Raw genomic sequence first — 13302 nt, forward strand, 5'->3', positions numbered from 1 at the left:
ACAGCGCTGGTGTTAACCGGCCATCTGTTTTTCGCGGATTTCGGCCAGCGTTTTACAGTCGATGCACAGATCGGCGGTTGGACGCGCTTCCAGGCGACGAATACCGATTTCAACACCGCAGGATTCGCAGTAGCCAAAATCTTCGTCTTCGACTTTTTTCAGCGTTTTCTCGATCTTTTTGATCAGTTTGCGTTCGCGGTCACGGTTACGCAGTTCGAGGCTGAACTCTTCTTCCTGAGCGGCACGGTCTACCGGGTCCGGGAAGTTAGCAGCTTCATCCTGCATATGAGTAACGGTGCGATCGACTTCATCCCTGAGTTGATTACGCCATGCTTCAAGAATACGCTTGAAGTGCGACAGCTGGGCTTCGTTCATATACTCTTCGCCCGGCTTCTCTTGATACGGCTCCACCCCAGCGATGGCGAGAATACTCAGGGACGATGTTTTACGGTTTTGCCCTTCTTGCATGTTGCTTCTCCTTAACACGCACTATCGATCCCCGTGTTGGGGGAAAAATCAGGTCGCTATAAATAGCAGATGCTTTTCCGTAAGGCAATTATCTAAACGTAACACTTGACAAGCCTGTGAGGAAAAGCGTATTTGCGCACGCGGCCAGAACACTTATTCGACAATCGTCTAATCCCTTATAAGACAATGGGAAGAGAGGATCTCAGAGTCATATTATCGGCAGAAAGTTCCGCTTTATAAGCGAAAACCTCTACCCCCTGCTTTTGTGCCTCATTCAACAATTGCGCGTATTTAGGATCAATATGGCGGGCAGGGGAGAAACGTTCAATGGCTGAATGCAACACCGCAAACAGCAATACGGCGCGTTTGCCCGCCGCCGCAACACTCATTAGCTCTCGCAGATGCTTCTGGCCACGTAGCGTTACCGCATCCGGGAAGTAGCCATTTTCCTGTTCCGCTAACGTCACTGATTTTACTTCAATATAGCACTCAGGCCTGTCTTCCGCCTGTAACATGAAGTCAATTCTGCTGCCTTCATCGCCATATTTCACTTCACTTTTATGCGTGCCGTATCCTACCAGTTCAGGAATTGTGCCAAGGGTCAGCGCTTCCTTAACCAGCTGATTGGCGCGCAGGGTGTTAACGCAAATAAATGCCCCATTTTGGGTTTCGGTCATTTCCCAGGTATGGGCATATTTGCGTTTAATATTTTCTGATGTGGAAAACCAGACCCTGTCACCTGGCGTCGCACATCCCGTCATGGCGCCGGTATTGGGGCAGTGCAGGGTGAGCTGAATCCCTTCGGGGGTGATCACGTCGGCGAGGAAGCGTTTGTAGCGTTGGATAAGCGTGGCGTGCTGCAGGGGAGGACTAAACTTCATCAGAATTCCTTTCGGTGTTGCCCAGCGTCCAGCGCTGTAGCGGCGTATAGCGGGTGCGTCCCTGTGCAAAGACGGATTCGTAAAGCGCGAATGCGTTGACCGGAAAGGCCCAGTGAAAACCCGGCGGCGGGATGGCAACGGCCTGACCGGCATCGCGCAGCAGCGTGATATGTGGATGAAACGGCTGTGGGCTCTGATAACAGCCGCTGCGCGCCGCCTGGGCGCGCAGCATGTTCGCCAGCTGCAATAATCCGCGCGGCGGCTGACGCGTACCCAGCCAGACCACGCGCGAACGCAGCCACTGGCCCGCGTCGTCGAGGTGTAGCGTAAATTCCGGCTGGGCAATACGCCCGGCCATTGCGGCCAATGCCCGCTGTTTTTCGGCGCTGACGTCGCCCAAAAAGGCCAGCGTCAGGTGCAGGTTGGCCGCCGCAACAGAGCGGCCTGCTTCCGGCGGGAAGTTGTCAGCACGCCAGCGAACAATTTGACGCTGTATCGCGGTGGGCAATTCAATGGCAAAAAACAGCCGTTTCGACTCAGGCATACGGAGGACTCGGTAATGATATGCGCCGATGCTACAATGTACGCCGACTAATGTTAACCCTCTGGAGCTGTTAGTGTCCTCATTGCCGGTCGCCGTCGTTCTTCCTGAGCTTCTCGCTGCCTTACGCCATGCCCCGCAGGTTTTGCTGAATGCCCCTACGGGCGCGGGCAAGTCCACCTGGCTGCCGCTGCAGATTCTGAAAGACGGAAACATCAGCGGGAAGATTATCCTGCTGGAGCCGCGCAGGCTGGCCGCGCGCAACGTGGCGCAGCGTCTGGCGGAATTGTTGAATGAAAAACCGGGCGAAACGGTAGGTTACAGGATGCGTGCCGAGACCTGCGTTGGCCCGAACACGCGTCTTGAAGTGGTCACCGAGGGTATTCTCACCCGCATGCTGCAAAACGATCCGGAGCTGACCGGCGTTGGGCTGGTGATCCTGGATGAATTCCACGAGCGCAGCCTGCAGGCGGATCTGGCCCTCGCGCTGTTGCTGGACGTGCAGCAGGGGCTGCGCGACGATCTCCGGCTGCTGATTATGTCGGCCACGCTGGACAATGTGCGGCTACGGCAGGCGCTACCCGATGCGCCGGTCATCAGCTCTGAAGGGCGGGCGTTTCCTGTTGAACGCCGCTATCAACCGCTTCCTTCCCACCAGCGTTTTGACGAGGCGGTCGCCATTGCCACCGCTGAGTTGCTGCGCCAGGAACCCGGTTCCTTGCTGCTGTTTTTGCCCGGCGTGGGCGAAATTCAGCGCGTGCAGGAGCAGCTTTCTACCCGCGTAGGCGGCGATGTGCTGCTTTGCCCGCTCTACGGCGCGTTGTCGCTACAGGATCAGCGTAAAGCGATTCTTCCTGCACCAGCAGGGCAGCGCAAGGTGGTGCTGGCAACCAACATCGCTGAAACCAGTTTAACCATCGAAGGGATTCGCCTGGTGGTGGATAGCGCGCAGGAGAGAGTGGCAAGCTTTGATCCGCGCACCGGGTTGACTAAACTCCTGACGCAGCGCATCAGCCAGGCATCAATGGTGCAGCGCGCGGGTCGCGCCGGGCGTCTCGAGCCGGGTATTTGCCTGCATTTGACCAGCGCGGAGCAGGCGGAACGCGCTGCGCAGCAAAGCACGCCGGAAATTTTACAAAGTGATTTGTCGGGCCTGGTGATGGATCTGCTGCAGTGGGGCTGTCCGGATCCTGGACAGCTTACCTGGCTTGATTCTCCCCCTGTCGTTAACCTCGCCGCTGCGCGCAATCTGTTGACTGAGCTTGGCGCGCTGGAAGGGGAACGTCTGACGGTACGCGGCCAGAAAATGGCGGCGCTGGGCAACGATCCGCGTCTGGCCGCGATGCTGGTGGCCGCGCAGGGGGAAGATGAGATTGCCACGGCGGCCAAACTGGCGGCTATCCTTGAGGAGCCGCCGCGCGGAGGTTCCAGCGATCTGGGGCAGGCGTTTTCGCGCAATCAGGGGAACTGGCAGCAGCGGGCGCAGCAGCTGTGCAAACGGCTTAACAGCCGCGGAGGCGTGCCGGACAGCGAAAGTATTTCCCGGCTGTTAGCGCAGGCGTTTGCGGATCGAATTGCGCGTCGGCGCGGGCTGGACGGGCGCTATCAGCTGGCAAACGGCATGGGGGCGATGCTGGACAGCGATGACGCTCTGACGCGTCATGAGTGGCTGATTGCGCCGCTCCTGCTGCAGGGGAGCCACTCCCCGGATGCGCGTATCCTGCAGGCGATTGCCGTCGATATTGATGCCCTGACCCGCACCTGTCCGCAGCTGCTTAAGCAATCGGACATCGTCGAGTGGGATGACGCACAAGGCACGCTGAAGGCGTTTCGTCGCAGCCAGATTGGAAAACTGACGCTCGGGACGAAGCCGCTGGCGAAGCCGTCGGAAGAAGAGCTTCATCAGGCTATGCTGAACGGCATTCGGGAAAAAGGGCTGAGCGTGCTGAACTGGACGCCGGAAGCCGAACAGTACCGCATTCGCCTGCACTGCGCCGCGAAGTGGCTACCGGAACATGGCTGGCCAGCGGTGGATGACGAGACGCTGCTGGCTACGCTTGAGCGCTGGCTACTGCCGCAAATGAGCGGCGCGCACTCTCTGCGCGCCCTTAAGGCGCTTGATGTTAAGACTGCGTTACAGAATTTACTGGACTGGTCATTACGTCAACGTCTGGATAGTGAACTGCCTGGGCATTACACTGTGCCGACCGGAAGCCGGATTGCCATCCGTTATCATGAGGATAATCCGCCGGCGCTGGCGGTTCGGATGCAGGAGATGTTTGGTGAAGCAACCACGCCGTCCATTGCTGAAGGGCGCGTGCCGCTCGTGCTTGAGCTGCTGTCGCCTGCGCATCGTCCATTACAAATCACCCGAGATTTGGGGGCGTTCTGGGCGGGAAGCTACCGTGACGTGCAGAAAGAGATGAAGGGACGATACCCCAAACATGTCTGGCCGGACGATCCGGCGAATACGGCGCCGACGCGGCGAACGAAGAAATATTCCTGAAAGGGGAGTGCGGCCTGGAGAGTGCGGCCTGATGCCCTCACCCCAGCCCTCTCCCACGGGGAGAGGGAGAAAACACTAAAGACTTTCCTGACAGGAAAGTCTTGCTGTTTATTTTGAGAGATTTCTTCTTTCACAGGCCTGTGAAAGAAAAGAAAATCTGGCCTTTGCGCCTGAAAGTTGCGGAGAAAAAGCATGGCGGGGAATGACCGCGAGCCAATAGGACGTAAGGGAAAACCAACGCGTCCGGCGAAAGAAAAGGTAAGCCGTCGTCGCCTCAGAGATGAGGATTATGACGATGACTATGAAGACGATTATGAGGATGAAGAACCGATGCCGCGTAATGGAAAAGGCAAAGGGCGTAAGCCTCGGGGCAAGCGCGGCTGGTTCTGGCTGCTGCTGAAGCTGTTTATTGTTTTTGTTGTCCTGATCGCGATTTACGGCGTGTATCTGGATCAGAAGATCCGCAGCCGTATCGACGGGAAAGTTTGGCAATTGCCTGCGGCAGTGTATGGCCGCATGGTGAACCTTGAGCCGGACATGTCCATCAGCAAGAACGAGATGGTGAAGCTGCTGCAAGCCACGCAGTATCGTCAGGTCACAAAAATGACCCGTCCGGGCGAATTTACCGTCCAGGCGAAAAGCATTGAGATGATCCGTCGTCCGTTCGACTTCCCGGACAGCAAAGAGGGGCAGGTGCGCGCGCGTCTGACCTTTGACGGCGATCGCCTGGAAACCATTGAGAACATGGATAACGACCGCCAGTTCGGTTTCTTCCGTCTCGATCCGCGTCTGATCACCATGCTTTCGTCAGCAAACGGCGAGCAGCGCCTGTTCGTGGCGCGTAACGGCTTCCCGGATCTGCTGGTTGATACTCTATTGGCGACCGAAGACCGCCACTTCTACGAGCACGACGGCATTAGCCTCTACTCGATTGGTCGTGCGGTGCTGGCTAACCTGACTGCCGGTCGTACCGTGCAGGGGGCGAGTACGCTGACCCAGCAGCTGGTGAAGAACCTGTTCCTCTCCAGCGAGCGTTCTTACTGGCGCAAAGCGAACGAAGCCTACATGGCCGTGCTGATGGATGCGCGCTACAGCAAGGATCGTATCCTTGAGCTGTATATGAACGAGGTCTATCTCGGTCAGAGCGGCGATAACGAAATCCGCGGCTTCCCGCTGGCGAGCCTGTACTACTTTGGTCGCCCGGTGGAAGAGCTGAGCCTCGATCAGCAGGCGCTGCTGGTGGGCATGGTGAAAGGGGCGTCCATTTATAACCCGTGGCGTAACCCGAAACTGGCGCTTGAGCGTCGTAACCTGGTGCTGCGTCTGCTGCAACAGCAGCAGGTGATTGACCAGGAGCTGTACGACATGCTGAGCGCACGTCCGCTTGGCGTTCAGCCGCGCGGTGGGGTGATCTCACCTCAGCCTGCTTTTATGCAGATGGTGCGTCAGGAGCTGCAAAGTAAGCTTGGCGATAAGGTGAAAGATCTCTCCGGCGTGAAGATCTTTACGACCTTTGACTCGGTGGCCCAGGACGCGGCAGAAAAAGCGGCGGTGGAAGGCATTCCGGCGCTGAAGAAGCAGCGCAAGCTCTCCGATCTTGAAACCGCGATGGTGGTGGTTGATCGCAACACCGGCGAAGTTCGCGCCATGGTGGGCGGCGCCGAGCCGCAGTTTGCAGGCTACAACCGTGCCATGCAGGCGCGTCGTTCGATCGGTTCTCTGGCAAAACCGGCGACCTATCTCACTGCCCTGAGCCAGCCAAACCAGTACCGCCTGAACACATGGATTGCCGATGCGCCGATCTCCCTGCGCCAGCCTAACGGCCAGGTCTGGTCACCGCAGAACGACGACAAGCAGTTCAGCGGTCAGGTGATGCTGGTGGATGCGTTAACTCGCTCCATGAACGTGCCGACGGTGAACCTGGGCATGTCGCTGGGACTGCCAGCGATTGTCGATACCTGGCAAAAACTGGGCGTGGCGAAAGATCAGCTGCACCCGGTGCCGGCGATGATCCTCGGGGCGCTTAACCTGACGCCGATCGAAGTCGCCCAGGCGTTCCAGACCATTGCCAGCGGCGGTAACCGTGCACCGCTGTCAGCCCTGCGTTCGGTGATTGCCGAAGATGGCTCCGTGCTGTATCAGAGCTTCCCGCAGGCGGAGCGTGCCGTTCCTGCTCAGGCCGCCTACATGACGCTGTGGACAATGCAGCAGGTTGTGCAGCGTGGTACCGGGCGTCAGCTGGGTGCGAAGTATCCGGGTCTGCATCTGGCTGGTAAAACCGGGACCACCAACAACAACGTCGATACCTGGTTTGCCGGTATCGATGGCCGTGAAGTGGTGATCACCTGGGTAGGCCGCGATAACAACCAGCCGACCAAGCTGTATGGTGCGAGCGGAGCGATGTCGATTTACCAGCGCTATCTGGCAAATCAGTCTCCGGTTCCGCTGAATCTGGTTGCGCCGGAAGATATCGTCGATATGGGCGTGGACAGTGCCGGAAACTTCGTCTGCGGCGGCGGGATGCGTACGCTTCCTGTCTGGACCGCAAACCCGGACTCGCTGTGCCAGCAAAGCCAGCCAGAACAGCCAACGGGTAACCCGTTCGACCAGTCCTCTCAGCCACAGCAGCCGCAGCAGCAACAGCCGCAGCAGCAGAATGAGAAGAAAGACAGCGACGGTGTCGCAGGCTGGATTAAAGACATGTTCGGCGGTAACTAACCTTTTAAAGCCCTCTTCTCCGGAAGGGGGCTTTTTTTACCCGTAAACTTTATTTCGTTAACCTTCGCTTTAACTCTGATTAACCCTTCGTTTTCTCTTGATGATTTCTTAAACCCTTAATTCTCATAGGGGCGCTTACTGCTTGCTATGCAACCAGCGTTTCGCATATTATTCTGGCGCTCATAATAATAATTCTCGTTTACGTTATCATTCACTTTCACATCAGAGATTCAACATGGCGCTTTCCAATACTGCTCAGCCAATGAACACGTCGCTGCGTAAACTCGCGGTCGTCGTCGCCACAGCGGTTGCCGGCATGTCTGCTTATACTCACGCGGCCGAAACCCCGAAAAAAGAAGAAACCATTACGGTAACCGCAGCACCTGCGGCACAGGAAAGTGCCTGGGGACCGGCACCCACGATTGCGGCCAAACGCACCGCCACGGCGACCAAGACCGATACCCCGATTGAGAAAACCCCGCAGTCTATTTCTGTCGTCACCCGTGAAGAGATGGACATGAAGCAGCCGGGTACGGTTAAACAGGCGCTGGCCTATACGCCGAGCGTGTTCGCAACGCGCGGCGCGTCAACAACGTATGATGTTGTTTCTATCCGTGGTTTCACCACCTCCAGTACCGTGAATACCAACCAGTATCTGGACGGGATGAAGCTGCAGGGTGATAACTATTCTGAAGCGTCCATGGATCCGTATTTCCTTGAGCGCGTCGAGCTGCTGCGCGGCCCTACGTCCGTTCTGTACGGTAAAAGTCACCCGGGCGGCGTGGTCAGCATGGTCAGCAAGCGTCCAACCACAGAGCCACTGAAAGAAATTCAGTTCAAAATGGGTACCGATAACCTGTGGCAGACCGGGTTTGATTTCAGCGATGCGATTGATGATGACGGCGTGTGGTCATACCGTCTGACCGGTCTGGGGCGCAGCGAAAATGCGCAGCAGGAGATGGTGAAATCTTCGCGCTACGCTATTGCACCTGCTTTCAGCTGGCGTCCTGACGATAAAACCGATTTTACTTTCCTGAGCAACTTCCAGAGCGATCCGGATGCAGGCTATTACGGCTGGCTGCCGCGGGAAGGTACCGTTGTGCCTTACTACGACGCCAACGGCAACGCGCATAAGCTGCCGACCGATTTCAACGAAGGTGACGAAGACAACAAGATCTCCCGCCGCCAGAAAATGGTGGGCTACAGCTTCTCGCATCAGTTTGATGACACCTTTACCGTGCGTCAAAACCTGCGCTACACCAAAATCAATACGCTTTACCGTTCCGTTTACGGTAACGGCTATATTGCACCGGCTCAGATCAGCCGCGCGTACGTGCGCTCTGATGAGGACCTCAACTCGTTCACGGTCGATACCCAGCTGCAGTCTAAATTTGCCACCGGTGCAGTGGATCATACCCTGTTAACGGGCGTCGATTACCTGCGCATGCGTAACGATATTGATGCTGATTACGGCAGCGCTGACCCTATCAGCATGACGAATCCGCAGCACAACAATGCCAATATCAACGTGAACTTCCCGTATGCCGTTCTCAATCGTCAGGAGCAAACGGGCCTGTACGCGCAGGATCAGGCTGAGTGGGATAAGTGGGTACTGACCCTTGGCGGACGCTATGATTTCGCTAAAACGTCCACGCTGACGCGTTCCTCCGACACGACGGCTGAAATCAACGATCGGGCATTCACCTGGCGCGGCGGGATCAACTACCTGTTTGATAACGGTATTACGCCGTACTTCAGCTATAGCGAATCCTTCGAGCCTATTTCAGGCGCAACCCAGGGCGGCAAACCGTTCGATCCGGCTCGCGGCAAGCAGTATGAAGCGGGCGTGAAGTATGTACCGAAAGATCTGCCTGTGGTTGTGACTGCAGCGGTGTATCAGCTGACCAAAAATAACAACCTGACGGCCGATCCGGCGAATCCGACAAGCGGCTTTAGCGTACAGGGCGGTGAAATTCGCTCTCGCGGTTTCGAACTTGAAGCGAAAGCGGCAGTGTCTGCCAACGTGAACGTGACGGCATCCTATAGCTTTACTGATGCGGAATACACGCACGATACCTGGTATGAAGGCCGTCGTCCGGCGGAAGTGCCGCGTAACATGGCGTCTCTGTGGGCAGATTACACCTTCCACGAGACGGCGTTGAGCGGTCTGACGGTAGGGGCAGGCACCCGTTACATCGGTAACACCGTGTCCTACTACTCTGCCTCGTCGCCAAAAGCCTACCAGTCGTTCAACGTTGCGGGCTACGCACTGGCTGACGCGACCGTGAAATACGACCTGGCACGCTTTGGGCTGCCGGGCTCGTCTGTCGGCGTCAACGTGAACAACATCTTCGATCGTGAATACGTCTCCAGCTGCTACAGCGAATATGCATGCTACTGGGGCGCAGGACGTCAGGTTGTTGCTACCGCGACCTTCCGCTTCTAATCTCTGTCCGGGCACGGTTCGCCGTGCCCTTTTTATTTAAGTTGGCTGATATGCAGGATAATCAAACGCAACCCGACACCACCTTTACGCTCAATCATCTCTCTTTTCGCGTACCCGGGCGCACGCTGCTGCATCCGCTCTCTCTGACGTTTCCGGCCGGTAAAGTGACGGGCCTGATTGGTCACAACGGTTCAGGTAAATCCACGCTGCTCAAGATGCTGGGGCGCCATCAGCCGCCTTCAGAAGGCGATATTCTGCTGGATGACCAACCGCTGGAGAGCTGGAGCAGTAAAGCCTTTGCCCGCAAAGTGGCCTATCTGCCGCAGCAGCTGCCGCAGGCGGAAGGGATGACGGTGCGTGAGCTGGTGGCGATTGGGCGTTATCCGTGGCACGGGGCGCTTGGCCGCTTCGGCGTCGCCGACAGAGAGAAAGTGGAAGAGGCGATTGCGCTGGTCGGGCTAAAGCCGCTGGCGCACCGTCTGGTGGATAGCCTGTCCGGCGGTGAACGCCAGCGTGCGTGGATTGCGATGCTGGTGGCGCAGGACAGCCGCTGCCTGCTCCTTGATGAACCCACCTCCGCGCTCGATATTGCCCATCAGGTCGATGTCCTGGCGCTGGTACACCACTTAAGCCAGCAGCGCGGTCTGACAGTGATTGCGGTGCTGCATGACATCAACATGGCGGCGCGCTATTGCGACTACCTTGTTGCACTGCGCGGGGGCGAGATGATTGCCGAGGGTACACCGGCAGAGTTGATGCGCAGCGAAACGCTGGAACATATTTACGGTATTCCGATGGGTATTCTGCCTCACCCGGCCGGGGCTGCACCGGTGAGCTTCGTCTACTGATGCTCGACAACATGCGCATTAGCCGCCGTCGCCTGCTGACGGCGATGGCCCTCTCACCGCTGCTGTTAAAAATGAACACGGCGCGAGCCGCCGCCGTCGATCCGCACCGCATAGTCGCTCTGGAATGGCTGCCGGTCGAGCTGATGATGGCGCTCGGCGTCACGCCCTACGGCGTGGCGGACATTCCTAACTATAACCTCTGGGTGAACGAGCCGAAGCTGCCGGACTCGGTTATCGACGTCGGACTGCGGACGGAGCCAAACCTTGAACTGCTCACCCAGATGAAACCGTCATTCCTGTTCTGGTCCGCGGGCTACGGCCCGTCAGAGGAGACCATGGCGCGTATTGCGCCCGGACGTGGATTCGCTTTCAGCGACGGTAAAAAACCGCTGGCGATGGCGAAAAAGTCGGTTAACGAGATGGCGAATTTCCTCAACCGCGAAGCGGAGGCCAAAAAACATCTCGACGAATTTGATGCCCTAATCGACTCCCTGAAGCCGCGCTTTGCTCACCGGGGCGACCGTCCGCTGCTGATGGTGACGCTGCTGGATGCCCGCCATATGCTGGTCTTCGGTAAAAACTGTCTGTTCCAGGAGGTGCTGGACAGCTTCGGCATTCGCAATGCCTGGGAAGGGGAGATGACGTTCTGGGGCAGTACCGCCGTGGGTATCGACCGCCTGGCGGCGTTTCGCGATGTGGATGTGCTGTGTTTCGACCACGGCAACGAACGCGATATGCAAACCCTGATGGCGACCCCGCTCTGGCAGGCGATGCCGTTTGTGCGCGAGAAGCGCTTCCTGCGCGCCCCGGCGGTCTGGTTCTACGGCGCGACGCTGTCGGCCATGCATTTTGCCCGCGTGCTGGATAACGCCCTGGGAGGTAAAGCATGAGTACGGGTATCGCCCGTTTCCCGGCGCTTCTGCTGGTGCTGATTTTTCTTGCCGCGCTGGCGTTAACCGGCTTCAACCTCTCGGCCGCGTTACCGCGCGCGCAGTGGGGGGCCGCTTTGGCCTCGCCGGATATCGACAATATTCAACAGATGCTGTTCCACTACAGCCTACTGCCGCGTCTGGCGATCTCCCTTTTGGTAGGAGCCGGCTTAGGGCTGGTGGGCGTGCTGTTCCAGCAGGTTTTACGTAACCCGCTGGCAGAGCCTACCACGCTCGGCGTCGCGACCGGCGCACAGCTTGGGATCACCATCACCACGCTGTGGGCGCTGCCGGGAGCGTTAACCTCGCAGTTTGCGGCGCTCGCGGGGGCGTGCGTGGTCGGCGCGCTGGTCTTTGGCGTGGCCTGGGGCAAGCGCCTTTCTCCTGTGACGCTTATTCTGGCCGGGCTGGTGGTGAGCCTGTACTGCGGTGCGATTAACCAGCTGCTGGTGCTGTTCCATCACGATCGGCTGCAAAGCATGTTCCTGTGGAGTACCGGCACGCTCACCCAGACCGACTGGAGCGTTGTCCTGCGCCTGTGGCCACAGCTGGCTGGCGGCGTTGTGTTGACGCTGCTGCTCCTGCGTCCTCTGACGCTGATGGGACTGGATGATGGCGTGGCGCGTAACCTGGGGCTGGCGCTGTCGCTGGCTCGTCTGGCGGCGCTGACGCTGGCGATTGTATTGAGTGCCCTGCTGGTAAACGCGGTCGGCATCATTGGGTTTATCGGCCTGTTTGCGCCGCTGCTGGCGAAAATGCTTGGGGCGCGTCGCTTGCTGGCGCGTCTGATGCTGGCGCCGCTGATTGGGGCACTGATCCTCTGGCTTTCCGATCAGCTCATTCTCTGGCTGGCGCAGGTCTGGAGGGAAGTGTCCACCGGCTCTGTGACTGCGCTTATCGGGGCGCCGCTGCTGCTGTGGCTGCTCCCGCGCCTGCGCAGCATGAGCGCACCGGCGATGGACGCGGGCGATAAAGTCTACGCTGAACGTCGGTCGGTGCTGTGGTTTAGCCTAGCCGGTCTGGCGGTGCTGATTATCGCCTCGTTCGCGGCGCTCTCGTTCGGACGCGATGCCGCGGGCTGGCACTGGGCAACGGGTGATTTACTCAATGAACTGCTGCAGTGGCGCTGGCCGCGTATCCTCGCTGCGCTGATCGCAGGGGTGATGCTGGCGGTAGCAGGGTGCATTATTCAGCGTCTGACCGGCAACCCGATGGCGAGCCCGGAAGTGCTCGGGATCAGCTCAGGCGCCGCCTTTGGCGTGGTGCTGATGCTGTTCTTCGTGCCGGGCAATGCGTTTGGCTGGCTGATGCCTGCCGGCAGTATCGGCGCGGCGGTTACGCTGATGATTATCCTGATCGCCGCCGGTCGAGGCGGGTTTTCGCCGCACCGCATGCTGCTGGCGGGGATGGCGCTCAGCACAGCGTTTACGATGCTGCTGATGATGCTGCAGGCAAGCGGCGATCCGCGTATGGCGAAGATCCTGACCTGGATATCCGGCTCAACGTACGGCGCGACCGGCAGCCAGGCGATCTGGTCCGGGATCGTGATGATCGTGCTGCTGGCGACGGTGCCGCTGTGCCGTCGCTGGATGACCATTCTGCCGCTCGGCGGGGAAACCGCGCGCGCGGTGGGAATGGCGCTGACGCCAGCGCGTGTAGCGTTGCTGCTGCTCGCTGCGTGCCTGACGGCGACGGCGACCATGACGATAGGACCGCTGAGTTTTGTCGGATTAATGGCGCCGCACATTGCCAGAATGATGGGGTTCCGCCGGACGATGCCGCATATCGTGATGTCGGCCCTGACGGGCGGGGTGATGCTGGTGTTTGCGGACTGGTGCGGAAGAATGGTGCTGTTCCCGTATCAGATCCCGGCGGGTCTGCTGTCGACCTTTATCGGTGCGCCGTACTTTATTTATCTGTTGAGAAAACAGAGTAGGTAGTCAGGTGCGGGCTTGATGCCCTCAC

Annotated in this window: 9 protein-coding genes; 6 read left to right on the forward strand and 3 right to left on the reverse strand. The window is 58.5% G+C overall.

Annotated elements, in window-relative coordinates; genetic code table 11:
- Nucleotides 1–12 precede the first annotated feature (12 nt).
- From dksA to thpR, 3 genes are all read right to left on the reverse strand, one after another.
- Complete coding sequence (dksA, locus tag V1587_RS06425; protein ID WP_001155232.1) at nt 13–468, reverse strand: RNA polymerase-binding protein DksA; 456 nt, start codon at nt 466–468, stop codon at nt 13–15.
- Nucleotides 469–644: 176 nt separating this feature from the next.
- Nucleotides 645–1349 carry a DNA/RNA nuclease SfsA gene (sfsA, locus tag V1587_RS06430; RefSeq protein WP_371899249.1) on the reverse strand — a complete coding sequence of 235 codons (705 nt, stop codon included), beginning with the start codon at nt 1347–1349 and terminating at the stop codon, nt 645–647.
- Nucleotides 1339–1893, reverse strand: coding sequence for an RNA 2',3'-cyclic phosphodiesterase (gene thpR / locus V1587_RS06435; protein ID WP_371899248.1), 555 nt, complete (start codon nt 1891–1893; stop codon nt 1339–1341). Before thpR ends, sfsA begins: the two co-directional genes overlap by 11 nt.
- 73 nt (nt 1894–1966) lie before the next feature.
- Here thpR and hrpB point away from each other — a divergent pair, with 73 nt between their 5' ends.
- From hrpB to fhuB, 6 genes are all read left to right on the forward strand, one after another.
- The gene (gene hrpB, locus V1587_RS06440) at nt 1967–4396 is read left to right on the forward strand and encodes an ATP-dependent helicase HrpB (RefSeq protein ID WP_395314537.1); all 2430 of its coding nucleotides are present in this window, start codon (nt 1967–1969) and stop codon (nt 4394–4396) included.
- Between the two features lie 192 nt (nt 4397–4588).
- Complete coding sequence (mrcB, locus tag V1587_RS06445) at nt 4589–7114, forward strand: bifunctional glycosyl transferase/transpeptidase (RefSeq protein WP_371899246.1); 2526 nt, start codon at nt 4589–4591, stop codon at nt 7112–7114.
- 235 nt (nt 7115–7349) lie between these two features.
- Nucleotides 7350–9560: a ferrichrome porin FhuA gene (fhuA, locus tag V1587_RS06450; RefSeq protein ID WP_371899245.1), complete on the forward strand. Its 2211-nt coding sequence runs from the start codon at nt 7350–7352 to the stop codon at nt 9558–9560.
- Nucleotides 9561–9610: 50 nt separating this feature from the next.
- Nucleotides 9611–10408: a Fe3+-hydroxamate ABC transporter ATP-binding protein FhuC gene (gene fhuC / locus V1587_RS06455; RefSeq protein ID WP_371899244.1), complete on the forward strand. Its 798-nt coding sequence runs from the start codon at nt 9611–9613 to the stop codon at nt 10406–10408.
- On the forward strand, nt 10408–11298 hold the full coding sequence (gene fhuD / locus V1587_RS06460; protein WP_371899243.1) for a Fe(3+)-hydroxamate ABC transporter substrate-binding protein FhuD: 891 nt from the start codon (nt 10408–10410) through the stop codon (nt 11296–11298). Before fhuC ends, fhuD begins: the two co-directional genes overlap by 1 nt.
- Nucleotides 11295–13277: a Fe(3+)-hydroxamate ABC transporter permease FhuB gene (fhuB, locus tag V1587_RS06465; protein WP_371899242.1), complete on the forward strand. Its 1983-nt coding sequence runs from the start codon at nt 11295–11297 to the stop codon at nt 13275–13277. Before fhuD ends, fhuB begins: the two co-directional genes overlap by 4 nt.
- The last annotated feature ends 25 nt before the right edge of the window (nt 13278–13302 follow it).

Source organism: Enterobacter sp. ECC-249 (genome assembly GCF_043965265.1).
GTDB lineage: Bacteria > Pseudomonadota > Gammaproteobacteria > Enterobacterales > Enterobacteriaceae > Enterobacter > Enterobacter quasiroggenkampii.